The organism is Streptomyces dryopteridis (assembly GCF_049606955.1).
GTDB lineage: Bacteria > Actinomycetota > Actinomycetes > Streptomycetales > Streptomycetaceae > Streptomyces.
In genome coordinates this window covers 1,502,817-1,517,937 of the sequence record NZ_CP187113.1, presented here as the reverse complement: position 1 = coordinate 1,517,937, position 15,121 = coordinate 1,502,817, and the positions used below count along the sequence as shown (strand labels likewise).

General features: G+C 73.6%; 11 protein-coding genes. 5 read left to right on the top strand and 6 right to left on the bottom strand.

What is annotated here, in order from left to right; all coding sequences use genetic code 11:
• Positions 1-5: 5 nt before the first annotated feature.
• The 3 genes from ACN20G_RS06085 to ACN20G_RS06075 are packed head-to-tail and all read right to left on the bottom strand — an operon-like array spanning position 6 to position 4,302.
• Positions 6-1,283: a hypothetical protein gene (locus ACN20G_RS06085; RefSeq protein ID WP_424211692.1), complete on the bottom strand. Its 1,278-nt coding sequence runs from the start codon at positions 1,281-1,283 to the stop codon at positions 6-8.
• Complete coding sequence (locus tag ACN20G_RS06080) at positions 1,280-3,100, bottom strand: lipopolysaccharide biosynthesis protein (protein ID WP_424211691.1); 1,821 nt, start codon at positions 3,098-3,100, stop codon at positions 1,280-1,282. Before ACN20G_RS06080 ends, ACN20G_RS06085 begins: the two co-directional genes overlap by 4 nt.
• Positions 3,097-4,302, bottom strand: coding sequence for a glycosyltransferase family 4 protein (locus tag ACN20G_RS06075; protein WP_424215389.1), 1,206 nt, complete (start codon positions 4,300-4,302; stop codon positions 3,097-3,099). The genes ACN20G_RS06080 and ACN20G_RS06075 overlap by 4 nt, the downstream gene beginning before the upstream one ends.
• Positions 4,303-4,459: 157 nt before the next feature.
• On the opposite strand from ACN20G_RS06075, the gene ACN20G_RS06070 reads away from it, so the two are divergent.
• A complete protein-coding gene (locus ACN20G_RS06070) occupies positions 4,460-4,954 on the top strand; it encodes an adenylyltransferase/cytidyltransferase family protein (RefSeq protein ID WP_424211690.1) in 495 nt (164 codons plus the stop codon).
• Here ACN20G_RS06070 and ACN20G_RS06065 read toward each other — a convergent pair.
• The 3 genes from ACN20G_RS06065 to glgX all read right to left on the bottom strand — a co-directional run bounded on the left by ACN20G_RS06065 (position 4,935) and on the right by glgX (position 8,946).
• Positions 4,935-5,666 (bottom strand): CDP-alcohol phosphatidyltransferase family protein, encoded by a 732-nt coding sequence (locus tag ACN20G_RS06065; RefSeq protein WP_424211689.1) that lies wholly within the window; start codon positions 5,664-5,666, stop codon positions 4,935-4,937. The genes ACN20G_RS06070 and ACN20G_RS06065 overlap by 20 nt on opposite strands.
• Positions 5,667-5,853: 187 nt before the next feature.
• The gene (locus tag ACN20G_RS06060) at positions 5,854-6,492 is read right to left on the bottom strand and encodes a TetR/AcrR family transcriptional regulator (RefSeq protein ID WP_424211688.1); all 639 of its coding nucleotides are present in this window, start codon (positions 6,490-6,492) and stop codon (positions 5,854-5,856) included.
• 117 nt (positions 6,493-6,609) lie between these two features.
• Positions 6,610-8,946, bottom strand: a complete 2,337-nt coding sequence (gene glgX, locus ACN20G_RS06055) for a glycogen debranching protein GlgX (RefSeq protein ID WP_424211687.1) — start codon at positions 8,944-8,946, stop codon at positions 6,610-6,612.
• Between the two features lie 200 nt (positions 8,947-9,146).
• On the opposite strand from glgX, the gene ACN20G_RS06050 reads away from it, so the two are divergent.
• The 4 genes from ACN20G_RS06050 (at position 9,147) to ACN20G_RS06035 (ending at position 15,004) form a co-directional block, all read left to right on the top strand.
• The gene (locus ACN20G_RS06050) at positions 9,147-10,343 is read left to right on the top strand and encodes a L,D-transpeptidase (protein WP_424215388.1); all 1,197 of its coding nucleotides are present in this window, start codon (positions 9,147-9,149) and stop codon (positions 10,341-10,343) included.
• Between the two features lie 148 nt (positions 10,344-10,491).
• Positions 10,492-12,603, top strand: a complete 2,112-nt coding sequence (locus ACN20G_RS06045) for a choice-of-anchor A family protein (protein ID WP_424211686.1) — start codon at positions 10,492-10,494, stop codon at positions 12,601-12,603.
• A 154-nt stretch (positions 12,604-12,757) separates the two neighbouring features.
• Positions 12,758-13,495 carry a L,D-transpeptidase family protein gene (locus tag ACN20G_RS06040; protein WP_424211684.1) on the top strand — a complete coding sequence of 246 codons (738 nt, stop codon included), beginning with the start codon at positions 12,758-12,760 and terminating at the stop codon, positions 13,493-13,495.
• Positions 13,496-13,774: 279 nt separating this feature from the next.
• Positions 13,775-15,004 (top strand): L,D-transpeptidase, encoded by a 1,230-nt coding sequence (locus ACN20G_RS06035; protein ID WP_424211683.1) that lies wholly within the window; start codon positions 13,775-13,777, stop codon positions 15,002-15,004.
• Positions 15,005-15,121 lie beyond the last annotated feature (117 nt).

Sequence of the window (15,121 nt, the reverse complement as noted above, 5' to 3'; positions counted from 1 at the left end):
CGGCCTCAGACCGGGCCGGCCCCGGTCGCCGTCGCGCCCGCCTGCGCCGGCCCAGTGGCGTCGCCCGCCGCCGCCGGCGGGGCCGGGCGCACGCCGCGCACCCGCCACCAGGCCGCCGCCGCCTTGGCCGCCGACCCCAGGGCCAGGCCCCAGGCCGCGCCCGCCGCGCCGCCGAGGGCGTAGCCGGCGATCAGGAACAGCACCGACAGCACGGAGAACACCACCTGCACCGACAGCGTGGCCCGCGGCTCCAGCACCCGCAGGGTCAGCAGCGCGCACGTGCCCAGGGCCATCACGGCGTACTGGGTGCCCGTGGCCGGCAGCAGCGCCGCCGTCGCCGTCCAGGTGTCGCCCAGCAGTTCGCGCCCCCACCGCTCGGGGAGCGCGTACAGCAGCACCGCCCACGCCGCCGCGAGGAGCGCGAGCCCCCCGCCGAGGCCGAGCGCGGCCCGCACGGTGGCCCGCTTGCCGCCGACCCGCCCCAGGATCGGCGGGCCGAAGGCGTTGGCGGAGGTGAACAGCACGTTCAACGGCCCGAACAGGGTGCTCGCGCCGCGCAGCGCGCCCACCGCCAGCGGGGTCGCGAACACGCCGAGGCCGAGCACGGCCAGCTGGCTCGACCCGTTGCCGACGGCGAACTCCACCACGAACCGCTGCCCGAGGTGCCCGCGCCGCAGGTACGGGCGCAGCTCCGCGCGGGCCCCGCGCACCGAGGGCCACAGCAGCGCCAGGCCCAAGAGCAGCGCGGGCAGCGCCGACAGGCCCCACACGAGGATCAGCCGGGCCGGGGAGGCCCCGGCCGGTTGCAGCAGCAGCGCCGGCACCACGCACACCAGCCGCAGGGCGTCGGCGGCCAGCGCCCGCTCGGGCCGGCGCAACGCGGAGAAGCAGTAGCGCAGTCCGTCCTGGAGCAGCACGAGCGGCAGCACCAGGCCCAGGGCCGCGAAGGCATCCCCGGTCCCCGGGCCGCCGGCCGCCCGGGTCGTGAGGCCGAAGCCCACGAGCAGCAGCCCGGCCACACCGGCCGCGACCGCGGTGAACGCGCACGCCGACCGGCACACCCCGGCCAGCCGCCCGCCCTCCTTGACCAGCACCACCGTCTGTCCGACGTAGGCCATGTTCAGGCCCAGCAGCACCCCGAAGGTCACGTAGACCATGGAGAAGGACGCGAACCCGGCCGCGCTGGAGAGCCGGGCCGCAAGCACCAGCACCAGGATGTTGGTGGCGCTGGAGGCGGCCTGGTCCAGGACGGAGGCGAGCGCGGCGAGTCCGCGCCGGCTCACCGCTCGCCCGAGCGGACGGTCCGCAGCGCCACCGTGTCCGTGCCGTCGCCCAGGCCCGCGCCGGCCGGCTTGTCGGCGGCGCTCCCGCCGGACTCCCCGGCCCGGAACGGGACCCGCTCGGCGGCCGGCGGGGCCTGCGGGGCGGGCGCGGGCGGGTTCTGGCCCCGCCCGGCGCCCCGGGCGCCCTTGGACTTGCCGCCCCGGCCCTTGGCCTTCTTCTCGGACTTGCCCTCGCCGGCGAGCGGCCCGTGCAGCACGGCGCCCAGCACGGTGCCGCCGGCGCCGCTGATCAGCTCGCGGATCCGGGACAGGTCGGCGCGGTGCACGGCCCGCGGGTCGCAGACCACCAGCACGCCGTCCACCCGGTCCACCAGCGCCAGCGCGTCGGCGTAGCTGAGCACCGGCGGGGCCAGCACCACCACGGTGGAGTTGGGGGAGTCGGCCTCGGAGATCAGCCGGCTGGTGCGCTGGGAGGTCAGGGCGCGGGCCACGTTGCGGACCCGTTCGCCCGGGATCAGGTCGAAACTGCCGGACTCGCCGGCGTCCACCGCGAGCTGTCGGCCGCCGGGCCAGTCGGCCTCGCCGGCCGCCGATCCGGACAGTCCGGAGGCCCCGTGGTCCACGGCCGGCAGCCGGCTCCAGCGCGAGCGTTCCTGCGCGTCCACCGGCAGCTGCCCCGAGAGCACGGGGGTGCGCAGGTCGGCCTCGATCAGCAGCACGTCCTTGCCGGTCTCGGCGAAGGAGGCCGCCAGGTTCACCGAGACGGCCGCGGCCACCTCGCCGGCCCCGCGCGGCGCGACCACCAGCAGCCGCCGCCGGTCGGCGAACCGGGCGTCGTAGGCGAGCCGGAAGGCCACCGAGCGGTACTCCTCGGCCAGCCGCGGATCGGCCTCGCCGGCCGCCAGCAGCGGTCCGCCGCCCGAGCGGTCCCGGGGCAGGGTGCCCAGCACCGGGGCGCGCAGGGCGCGGGCCACGTCGCTGTCGGAGCGCGCCGCCGGGTCGAAGACCAGCCGCACCCAGGCCGCCAGCAGGCCCAGGGCCAGGCCCACGGCCGCGCCCAGGGCCAGCGACAGCGGCAGCCCGGGGCCGTCGGAGCCGGTGGGCGGGGTGGCGACGGTGGTGACGCGGCCCGGGGTCATGTCCAGGGCGGTCTGCTTGGTGATGTTCGCGTTCAGGCTGCCGACCCGGCTCTGGAGGTCGGTCTTGGAGGCGTATGCGGTGTCGCGGGCGGTGCCGGCGGGCATCCGCAGGATCTCGCGGTCCAGTTCGTCGATCTGCTTCTGGAGCGGGTCGCGCTGGTCCTTGTAGGACTTCACCATCTGGTCGCGGGTGTCGGTCAGCGACTGTTCCCGCTTGACGAGGTAGGCGTCGGTCATCGCGTTGGCGCGCTTGGCGGCCTCGGCGGGGGAGCCCGCGGTGTAGGTGAAGCGCAGCACCATCGACTGCGGCGGGTTGGTGACCTGGAGCCCGGAGCGCAGCGCGGCCAGCTTGGAGGCGTCGAGGCCGAGTTGTTTGGCGGCCTCCTTCGCGATCGAGCTGGAGAGCGCGGTCTGGCGCTCGGAGCCGATGTTGATGGCCTTCTCGGGGGCGATGCTCGGGTTGAACGGGTCGTCGGTGGGGGTCCGCAGCACGACGTCGGCGGTGGCGACATAGGTGTCCGCGGTGGAGATGCCGAGCCAGGCACCGCCGAGGAGGCCGACGCCGACGCCCGCGGCGATCAGCCGCCGGTAGCGGGTGAGCTGCCGGAACTGGTCCCGCAGCAGGTCGGGTTCGTCCTCGGCGGGCGGGGCGGCCGCCGGGCGGTGGGTCTCGATCACGGGCGGGATCCCCCCAGGGCTTCGTCGATCAGGGCGTCGATGCGGGCGAGGCCGGCCTCGCGGCCCAGGTGCGCGGCCACGTGCCGGGGTCCGGCCGCGCCAAGCGCGTCGGCGCCCGCCGGGTCCTCGGCGAGTTCGCGGACCGCGTCGAGCAGGGCGCCCGGGTCCTCCGGAGCGACCAGCACGCCGGCTCCCGAGCGGGTCACCTCCTGCGCGGTGCCGCCCTCGGCGGCGACGGAGGCCACGACCGGCCGGCCGGCCGCGAAGTACGAGGTCAGTTTGGAGGGCACACTCATGTCGAGGACAGCGGCGTGCTGCGTGACGGCGAGCACATCGGCCGCGGCCAGCACGTTCGGGAAGTCCCCGTCGGCGACCGGGGGGATGATCTCCAGGTTCGGCACGTCGGCGGACAGGCTCGCGAGCGCGGCGCGTTGGCTGCCGTCGCCCATCAGGACGAAGCGGACCTTCGGGTCGAGCCGGGCGGCGTGCACGAGCACGTCCAGGCCCTGCTTGAGGCCCATGTTCCCCGAGTGCAGGACCACGGTCTGGTCCGGGGCCCAGCCCAGGTGGTGCCGGGTCTCGCCGCGCGGCTGCGTGGGCGCCGGTACGTGCGACCAGTTGGGCACGAGCCGGATCCGCTTCTCGTCGACGCCCATGCGCACCACCCGGTCCACGAAGGTCTCGTGGATCACGCCGACCAGGGTGGCCCGGGTCAGGGCGTACGCCTCGGCCTTGCCGGCCAGGACGGCCGCCTTGTCCCCGCCGGCGATGCCGCTCTGTTCGGCGGCGGCGCCCATGAGGTCCTGGACCACTGGCACGAAGGGGACCTTCCAGCGGGCCGCGAGCCGGGCCGCCGTGATGCCGCCGGCCAGGCTGGGCATCTGGGCGAGGATCGCGTCCGGGCGGTTCATGCGGGGCGGGGCCACCGCGCCGTGCAGCAGGATCGATCCTTCGAACAGGGCCCGCTTCACGGCGGTCTGCCGGTCCGGGACGGTGTGCGCACGCCGGTGCACGAGCACCCCCGCGCGCCGTTCCGTGCGCCTGAGCGCCCCCTTGTACTCCGGCTCCAGGGACCAGGACGGGTAGTGCGGCATGCCCGCCAGGACGTGTGTTTCGTGGCCGGATTTCGCCCAGTGTTCGGCGATCTGTGTGGCGTACGGACCTATGCCCGCGTGCTCGGGAGCGTAATTGGTGGAAACCAGCAGCAGGCGCCGGTGGCCGGATGTGGACACTGAACGTCCCCTTCCCCCCTGATCGATGCGCACGTCACCCTAGTCGTTCACCAGTACGGCGCGGAACGTGCACGCTATTGTCTGCTAATCCGCCACACCGGGGGGTGTGGCCTCTGGGGGGTTACAGATGACGGAGCAGGAAATGCCCGAGTTCGCCGCGCCCGCGCGCAGGCCCTACCGCGTCGGCTACGCACCCGGGGCCTACGATCTCTTCCACATCGGCCACCTCAACATCCTGCGCCACGCCCGCAGCCGGTGCGACTACCTGGTGGCCGGCGTGGTCGCCGACGAGATGGTCGAACTGGCCAAGGGACGCCGCCCGATGATCCCCCTGGTGGAGCGGCTGGAGATCGTCCGCAGCGTGAAGTACGTCGACGCCGCGTTCGTCGAGACGGTGCCCGACAAGGTGGAGACCTGGAAGCAGGTCCGCTTCGACGTGCTCTTCAAGGGCGACGACTGGCGGGGCACCCCCAAGGGCGCGAAGTTGGAGGCCGATTTCGCGGCCGTGGGCGTGGACGTCGTGTACTTCCCGTACACCGTCCACACCTCCAGCACCCAGCTCCGCCACGCGCTCGACGTCCTGGACCAGCCCGCCGCCGGCCTCACCGCCGAACGGCGCTGAGCTCCCGGAACCACTTGGCGAGGAAGGCGAGCAGGAACAGCCCCGCCGCCACCGCGAAGGCCAGATAGGTCCAGCGGAACAGGACCCCGCCGCCCAGGGTGAGGAAGACCAGGCAGAAGACCCCGTAGTCCACCGGCAGCAGGGCCAGGGCGCGCACGGTCGAGGGCGCGGCCGCCGGAGTGCCGGGAGCCGGCCGGGGCTTCAGCTTCTCGGTCAGCAGGCCGCCGAAGAAGGTGACGATCGCGGCGAACTGGAAACCGAGCGGCAGCAGCAGCCAGGCCCGACCCCCGTCCCCGTCGAGACCGTACTGCGCCGGGAAGCGGAAGAAGGCGATCAGCACGCAGGAGTGCAGGGCCGTGAGCTTGGCGCAGTCCACCACGTGGTCCAGCCACTCGCCGGCCGCGCTGCCGCCGCCGCGCAGACGCGCCAGCTGACCGTCGGCCGAGTCGAAGGCGAAGCCCACCGCGAGCGCCGCCCACACCGCGACCCCCAGACCCCAGGAGGGCGGGCACAGGGCCACGGCGGCCACCGCCGCGAAGCTGAACGCGGCGCTGATCAGCGTCACCCCGTTCGGCGTCAGCCCCAGCACGTGCGAGCCGGCGGCCAGCAACCGGCCGGCCGGCCGGTTCGCGAACCGCGAGTAGAGCGAGACCCCCTTCGACGACTTCTGCGCCCCGCGCAGTTCGCTCAGCGCGGCGGTGAAACGGGACATGCGCCCCAACCCCCTGGATGTACGGCGCGCCGCCCCCGGCGCACTCGACCTGATGTTCACGCGGGCAGGTGTTCGCGTGGCGGCCACATCATCGCAGGGCGCCGAGGCCGATCCGTTCCGCTTCGGGGTCCGGTGTCCGGAATCGGGCGCTCCGAGGGATCGATCCCGGCCGGCGGGCCCGAACGTCTCAGTCCTCGGTCGCCCCGGTGGGCCAGACGGCCATGGCCAGCTCCGCCATCCGCTCCAGCTCGGCCCGGCCGGCCCCGTCCCGCGCCTGCTGGGACATGCCCTGGACCACCCCCGCGAAGTACACCGCCAGGGTGCGCGGATCGGCGCCGGCCGGCAGCTCGCCCGCCGCCTCGGCCGCCCGCAGCCGCTCCTCCAGGACCTCCCGGTTCCCGACCCGCACCGCCCGCAGCTCCTCCTCCACCGCCGTCGCGCCCGGTCCGCAGCTCACCGCGGCCGAGATCACCAGGCAGCCGCCCGGGTGCGCGGGGTCGGTGTACGAACGGGCCGCGGCCCGCAGGATCCCCGCGAAGGCGCTCCGCGCGTCGACCGGGCCGCTCCACGCGGCCCACAGCTCGGCCCCCCACTCCCGCCCGTAGTCGGCGACGATCTCGGAGAACAGGGACCGCTTGTCCCCGAAGGCCGCGTACAGACTCGGCGGGGAGATGCCCATGGCCCGGGTCAGATCGGCGATCGAGGTGCCCTCGTAGCCGTGCCGCCAGAACAGCAGGGTGGCGGCGCGCAGGGCCGCCGCCCGGTCGAAGGAACGCGGCCGGCCGCGCCGGGCGGCCGGTGGGGGCGGGGGAGCGGAGGCGGTCATGGGCCCATCCTAACGAGACCCCTAAGGACCGCTACAGAAATCCCGGGGCGGCCACCTCGGACCAGGCCCGGATCGGGCCCGGACCAGGCCCGGACCAGGGCCCCGGGCCGCCCTCCCTCAGTGCACCACCCGCAACAACAGCACCGCCCGCGCCGGCACCGTCACCGTCGCCCCCGCCCGGTGCCGCTCGCCTGGCTCCGCCTCCTGCTCCTCCCGCGAGGTGTCCACGACCACCTCGTACTCCGCCGCCCACGGCGCGTCCGGCAACACCCACGCCACCGGCCGCTCCCCGCCGTGCACGAGGGCCAGGAAGCTCTCGTCCGTGACCGTCTCGCCCCGCTCGTCCCGCCCCGGGATGTCCCGCCCGGACAGGTACATGCCCAGGCCCCGGGCCGGTTCCCACCAGTCCCGATCGGTCATCTCCGTGCCCGCCGGCGTGAACCAGGCCAGGTCCCGCAGCCCGTCCACCGCCTGCGGCCGACCCGAGAAGAACGCCCGCCGCCGCAACACGGGGTGCGCCTGCCGCAACCCGATCAACCGCGAGGTCAACGCGAACAGCTCCCGCCACCCCGGCGCGTCCCGCAGCGACCAGTCCACCCACCCGATCTCGTTGTCCTGGCAGTACGCGTTGTTGTTGCCGCCCTGGGTGCGCCCGAACTCGTCCCCCGCCACCAGCATCGGCACGCCCGTGGACAACAACAGCGTGGTCAGCAGATTGCGCAACTGCCGCCGCCGCAGCGCGTTGACCCGCGCGTCCTCGGTCTCCCCCTCCACCCCGCAGTTCCACGCCCGGTTGTCGTTCGTGCCGTCCCGGTTGCCCTCCCCGTTGGCCTCGTTGTGCTTGCGCTCGTAGCTCACCAGGTCCCGCAGGGTGAACCCGTCGTGCGCCGTGACGAAGTTGACCGAGGCGTACGGCCGGCGCCCGCCCCACGCGTACAGGTCGCTGGAGCCCGACAGCCGGTACCCCAGGTCCCGCACGTCCGGCAGGGCCCCGCGCCAGAAGTCCCGCACCGCGTCCCGGTACCGGTCGTTCCACTCCGTCCACTGCGGCGGGAACGACCCCACCTGGTACCCGCCCGAGCCCACGTCCCACGGCTCCGCGATCAGCTTCACCCGCCGCAGCACCGGGTCCTGCGCGATCACCGCCAGGAACGGCGAGAGCATGTCCACGTCGTGCATCGACCGCGCCAGCGCCGCCGCCAGGTCGAAACGGAACCCGTCCACCCCCATCTCCGTCACCCAGTACCGCAGCGAGTCCGTGATCAGCCGCAGCACGTGCGGACGCCCCGGGTGCAGGGTGTTCCCGCAGCCCGTGTAGTCCGTGTAGCGCCGCTGGTCGTGCTGGGTGAGCCGGTAGTAGCCCCGGTTGTCCAACCCGCGCAGCGACAGCGTCGGCCCCAACTCGCCCGACTCGGCCGTGTGGTTGTAGACCACGTCGAGGATCACCTCGATGCCCGCCGCGTGCAGCGCCCGCACCATCCGCTTGAACTCGCCGACCTGCTGCCCCGCCGTCCCCGACGCCGAGTACGCGGCGTGCGGCGCGAAGTAGCCGATCGAGTTGTAGCCCCAGTGGTTGCGCAAGCCCCGCCGCGCCAGATGGTCCTCGTGCGCGAACTGGTGCACCGGCAGCAGCTCCACCGCCGTCACCCCCAGCCGCGTCAGGTGCTCGATCGCCGCCGGGTGCGCCAGCCCCGCGTACGTGCCCCGCAGCTCCGGCGGCACCTCCGGGTGCCGCATCGTGAACCCGCGCACGTGCAGCTCGTAGATCACCGAGTCCGCCCACGGGGTCTTCGGCCGCACGTCGTCCGACCAGTCGTCGTCATCGTGCACCACCACCCCCTTGGGCACGAACGGCGCCGAGTCCCGGTCGTCGCGCACCGTGTCCGCGATGTACTGCTGCGGCCAGTCCCGCACGTGCCCGTACACCTCCGGCGGCAGCGAGAACTCCCCGTCCACCGCCCGCGCGTACGGGTCCAGCAGCAGCTTGGCCGCGTTGTGCCGCTGCCCCGTCCACGGATCCCAGCGCCCGTGCGCCCGGAACCCGTACCGCTGCCCCGGTCGCACCCCGGGCAGGAACCCGTGCCAGATCCCGTGCGTGAACTCCGCCAACGGCCGCCGGGTCTCCGCCCCGAGCTCGTCGAACAGGCACACCTCCACCAGTTCCGCGCCCTGGGCCCAGACCGCGAAGTTCGTCCCCGCCACCCCGTCCGGCCCGGACCGGTACCGGGCCCCCAGGGGATGCTCGGAGCCCGGCCACACCGCCGGCGCCGCTCCCGGCGCCGACACCGACACCGGGGCCCGGGCCGCGGCCGGGGTCCCGCCCCGTCCACCGGCCCGGCCCCCGACCAGGCCACCGGCCCGACCCGTACCCAACGGCGCGCCCGACCCGCCCGGACCACCGTCCGGTTCGGACCCGACCTCCGTCACCGCCTCTTGCTCGGCTGCGCTCGACACCTGCCCGCCTCCACGGCTCCGCGGTACCCGCGAGGGACTACGGGGTCCCCGGCGTCCCGGCCGGGGACCGCCCGCGTCGGGTCCTTCCCCCTGTTCTGCCCGCAACGGGGCCACAACTCACGTTTCCCGCGCCGGGGGGCGGTCGTTGGACGGGCGTGACACACGAGACGAGGCACGCGACGCGGCGCGCCGTGATCGGGATGGCCGCGGCGGCGGCGTGGGCGGGACTGCTGGGCGGACTGTCCGGCTGCACCCCGGGCGGCGGTTCGCCGGTGGAACTGGGCATGCCGGGCAAACCGCGCTCCCCGGACGAGGCGATCCGGGTGAGCCCCGAGGACAAGGCCACCGGGGTGCCCGCCGAGGGGCCGCTCGTGGTCAGCGTGCCCGAGGGCCGACTGGAACGGGTGCGGGTCACCCGGGTCGAGGACGCGCAGAGCGTCGAGGTCCCCGGCCGGATCGCCGAGGACGGGCTGAGCTGGAGCCCCGACCCGGAGGCCGGGAAACTCGCGCTGGCCGCGAAGTACACCGTGGACGCCGTCGCCGTCGACGGGCACGACCGCCGACAGGCCCGGCACACCACGTTCACCACCTTCGTGCCCGAGGAACGCTTCATCGGCTACTTCAAGCCCGAGAACCGCTCCACCGTCGGCACCGGCATGATCGTCTCCTTCAACTTCAACCGCCCCATCGAACGGCGCGCGGAGGTGGAGAAGGCCATCACCGTCACCGCCGAGCCCGCCGTGGAGGTCGCCGCCCACTGGTTCGGCAAGGAACGCCTCGACTTCCGGCCCAAGGAGTACTGGAAGCCGGGCACCAAGGTCACCGTCACCCTGCGGCTGCGGGACGTGGAGGGCGCCGACGGCTCCTACGGGGTGCAGGACAAGTCCGTCTCCTTCACCATCGGCCGACACCAGGTCTCCCTGGTCGACGCCGAGGCCCACACCATGGTCGTGCGCCGCGAGGGCGAGGTGCTCGCCACCGTCCCGATCAGCGCCGGCGCCCCCAAGAACACCACCTACAACGGCAAGATGGTGGTCACCGAGATGTTCGACGTGACCCGCATGAACGGCCAGACCGTCGGCTTCGGCGGCGAGTACGACATCCCCGACGTGCCCCACGCCATCCGCCTCACCACCTCCGGCACCTTCCTGCACGGCAACTACTGGGCCCCGCCGGACACCTTCGGCACCACCAACACCAGCCACGGCTGCGTGGGCCTGCGCGACGACAAGGGCGGCGGCTCCGACACCCCGGCCGGCTGGTTCTTCGACCGCACCCTCATCGGGGACGTGGTCGAGGTGGTGAACTCCCAGGACAAGATCGTGGCCGCCGACAACGGACTGGGCGGCTGGAACATGCCCTGGCCGGACTGGGTGGCCGGCTCGGCCCTGAGCTGAGCGGCCCGTCATCCCACTGACGAGTGAATAGTGTGATCGTTTTGCCGTAGCGCCCGGTGTCGCCCGGCCATTCGGCCCCCCGCTCCGCGCACCCTGCCGCGAGGGACGGTTCCTCGCCGTCCCCGGGTGAGTCGACGGACGGAGTGTCATGACAGTGAGCACGGTCGGCAAGCGGGCCCTGGGCCTGGCCACGGCGGTGGTGACGGCGGCGATGGTGGCCTCCGCCGTCCCCGCCGCCGCCACCGCCGGCGGACCACCCGGCACCCCGGACCGGGCCCTGCGCGCCCCGCTCCCCGACGGCCTCGGCCCCTGCGTGCCCGGCGACTGCCCCGACCCGTACCCCGAGATCGGCAACGGGGCCATCGCCGGCCGCGACAACGGCATCAACGTGTACGTGGGCGGCGACTTCCAGGTCCGGCGCGGGGCCGTCGAGGCCGAAGGGCGGGTGGTGGTGCTCGGCGACTTCGACCAGAACAAGGCCCGCACCGCCACCGCCTCCTACTTCGTCGGCATCGCCGGCGTCGGCTCCCGCGTCCCGCCGCCGGTCGGCGCCGACTTCCTCACCACCGGCGGGGACGTCACCGTCGCCACCGGCCAGACCCTGGTCGGCGAGGGCGGCGTGATCCGGTACGTCGGCGCCCTCACCGGCAACGTCACCGGCACCAAGACCAAGGACCCGGCCGCCGCCGACCCCTACCGGGGCATCCGGGCCAACCTCACCCGGTCCAGCAACTGCTACGCCGAGGACCAGGGCAAACCCCGCCCCGCGACCGGCACGGTCACCAAGAACGGCGACCTCATCACCTTCAAGGGCGACGCCAAGTCCGCCCTCCAGGTCTTCACGGTCGACTTCGACCTCGTCGGACCCAACGCGGGCGGCTCCTACCTCAGCTTCACCGACATCCCCGCCGGCGCCACCGTGCTCGTCAACGTGACCGGGACCTTCCCGACGCTCAACGTCAACAACGGCGACTTCCCCAAGGGGCTGCGCGAGAAGCTGCTCTGGAACTTCCCCTACGCCGACGCCGTGGCGCTCAAGGGCGGGGCCCAGTTCGTCGGCTCCACGCTGATCGGCAAGCAGAACTCCACCGCCACCGTCAGCATGATCGGCATGAACGGCCGCTTCTTCACCGCCGGCAACCTGATCCACACCAGCCCCACCGACAACACCGGCTTCGGCGCCGAGTTCCACGCGTACCCCTTCACCGGGGACCTGCCGAGGTGCGTCGTGACCATCAAGCCCCCGCTCGTCATCCGCAAGGAGGACGCGGACACCGGCGCCCCCCTGGCCGGGGCGAAGTTCGAACTGTGGCGGGAGACCAACGGAACCCCCGGGCTCCAGACCGACGGGGCGACGCCCGACACCAAGGTCGGACAGGAATGCACCACCGACGACACCGGCACCTGCTCGATCAGGCGCGGTGACGGCACCAGCTTCTACTGGCGGGAGACGGCCGCCCCGCCCGGCTACGAGCTCTCCGACCCCGACGTCATCCCCGTGGTGCTGACCCCGGGGGACGAGGACGAGACCGTCACCACGGTCGCGATGAACAAGAAGAAGCGCGAACCCGCGCGCGAGGTGCCGCTGAAGGTCCTCAAGACCGACGCCGACACCGGCAAGGCCCTGCCCGGCGCCAGGTTCGAGCTGTGGCGCGAGTCCAACGACACCGAGGGCCTCCAGACCGGCGGCGCCACGCCCGACACCAAGCTGCCCGTCACCTGCGTCACCGACGCCAAGGGCGGCTGCTCCGCCACCGTCGAGACCGGCCACACCTACTACTGGCGCGAGACCGCGGCCCCCGGCGGCTACGACCTGCCCCGGCCCGCCGTGTTCCCCGTGACCGTGGCCGCCGACGCCCCCGACGCCGGGGTCACCGTCACCGCCGCCAACCACAAGACCCCCTTCACCGGCTCCCTCAAGGTGCTCAAGAAGGACGCCAAGACCGGCCGGCCGCTGGCCGGGGCCGTCTTCGAACTGTGGCGGGAGAGCAACGGCACCAAGGGCCTCCAGACCACCGGGGCCCGGCCCGACACCCGCCTCGGCGACGGTTGCGCCACCGACCGCCAGGGCGTGTGCGTCTACCCCGGTCTCGCCGAGGGCTGGTACTACCTGCTGGAGACCGACGTCCCCGAGGGCTACAAACTGCCCGCCAACCGGGTCACCGGCCCGCTGGAACTGACCCGCACCACCCCCGGCAAGCAGGTGGTCGTCACCCTCGCCAACGAGCGCGACGACCACGGCAAGGACGGCAAGGGCTGACCCGCCCCCGACGGTGACCCCCGGCGGGCCCGCGCGCCCGCTGGGCCGGCGGGGTGAGCCCCTCACCCCGCCGACGCCCCCGGGATGCCGTGCTCCCCGGGCTCGGGAAGGGTGGGACGGGACCCTCCCGCCCCCCTCCCGCCCGAGGAGCCCCATGGCCCGCACCGCCGCGCGCCCCCCGGCCCGCACCCGGATACGCGCGACCCTGCTCGCCGCCGTCACCGCCCTGGCCGCCGTCCCCCTGCTCACGCCCACCGCCGGCGCCGCCGTCCGCCCGCGCGAACCCCTGGCCCCCGAACCCGCCTGCACCGCGCGCACCGGCCCCTACCAGCGCGAGCTGGAGGCCCACCTGCGCCGGCCCGTCGACGGAGTCCAGTCCCCGGCCGACTGCGTCGCCATCCGCGCCTTCCAACGCGAACGCCACCTCACCCCCGCGGACGGCCACGCGGGCGTCGCCACCTACCGTTCCCTCGTCGCCCTGCGCGCCGCCGCGAACCCGAACGCCGCCGGCCGCTGCCCGGTCCGCTCCCACCGGGTCACCTGCGTGGACCTCGACCGGCAACTCCTGTGGGTGCAGAAGGGCCGGAAGATCCTCTACGCCCCCGTCCCCGTCCGCACCGGACGCGACGACGAGGAGACCCGACCGGGGACCCACGAGATCTACTGGCGCAACAAGGACCACCACTCCACCCTCTACGACTCGCCCATGCCCTACGCCCAGTTCTTCGACGGGGGCCAGGCCCTGCACGGCCGCCACGGGGACCTGTACGGGCACGGCGGTTCGGCGGGCTGCGTCAACCTCACCGTCCCCGACGCCGCCCGGCTCTGGGACCTGCTCGTCGAAGGGGACGTGGTCCACATCTGGGGCACGAAGCCCGGCACCGAGGACTGAGCCCCTCGGACCCGCGCGTCGGGCCGGCCGGAACTCGCGGTGAGGGGGCGGTGATCAGTGGACGCGCGTCACCCCCACGGGCCCCCCGACCCCCTCGCGTCCCGGGCGTCGTCCGAGGTCCCGGCCCTGGAGCCGATGCCTCCGGTTCCCCTCCGGGCCCCCGCCGCCCCGTTGGAACGGAACGGTGACATGACCGTATCCGTTCGTGATTCCCCTGTGTGATTACCTGTCGCCATTGCGCGTCCATGCGAACGCGCGGGGGACATGGGGAGAATCAACGTGAACGTGCAGCCGATACGCGGCCGGGGCCGCGCCCGTACCGGTCTGTCGGCCCTCCTGCTCGGCGCCGCCCTCCTGTTCACCTCGGCGTGCAGCGGCGGTTCCACCGCCGGCGCCGGGGGGACCGGCGGTGCCACGAAGGGATCCGGCACGACCGGCAACGAGGCGTCGAAGGCGGTTGTGGCCGTCACACCGGAGAACGGTGCCAAGGAGGTCGCCACCAGCGGGGTCCTGAAGATCACCGCGACGGGCGGCAAACTGACCACCGTCACCGTGGCCGACACCAAGGGCAACAAGGTCGAGGGCAAACTCGCCGCCGACGGCGCCACCTGGGAACCGGCCCGCCACCTCGGCTCGGCCACCGAGTACAAGGTGCACGCCGTGGCCAAGGACGAGGCCGGCCGCGAATCCGCCAAGGACGTCACCTTCACCACCCTCACCCCGAAGAACACCTTCGTGGCCACCTACGCCCCCGAGGACGGCGCGACCGTCGGCGTCGGCATGCCGGTCACCCTCAACTTCACTCGGGGGATCACGAACCCGGAGGCGGTGGAGAAGGCGATCACCGTTACCTCCCAGCCCTCCGTGCCGATCGAGGGCCACTGGTTCGGCAACGACCGCCTCGACTTCCGCCCCGAGAAGTACTGGGCGGCCGGCACCAAGGTCACCGTCACGATGAACCTCGACGGGGTCGAGGGCCGCGAGGGCGTGTACGGCAAGCAGACCCGCACCATCGCCTTCACGGTCGGCCGCGCCCAGGTCTCCACGGTGGACGCCGAGGCGCACACGATGCAGGTGGTCCGCGACGACAAGCCGTTCAAGACCATCCCGATCACGGCGGGCGCCCCGTCGACCACCACCTACAACGGGCAGATGGTCATCTCCGAGAAGTACGAGGTGACCCGGATGAACGGTGCCACCGTGGGCTTCGGTGGCGAGTACGACATCAAGGACGTGCCGCACGCGATGCGCCTGTCCACCTCGGGCACCTTCGTGCACGGCAACTACTGGGCCGCCGACTCCACCTTCGGCTCGGAGAACGTCAGCCACGGCTGCGTCGGCCTGGCCGACGTGCGCGGCGGCTACGACGACCAGGCGCCGGCCGCGTGGTTCTACGACAACTCGCTCATCGGCGACGTGGTGATCGTGAAGAACTCCAAGGACAAGAACATCGCCCCGGACAACGGCCTGAACGGCTGGAACATGCCGTGGTCGGAGTGGATCAAGTAGGTCCCGCTCCTCCCGCACGGCCGACGGGCCGCGTGACCCCGCCCGGGGCGCGCGGCCCGTTCGTGTGTTCGGCAGTGACGCGGGACACCGGGACGGGGGCGGTTAACCGGCGCTAAC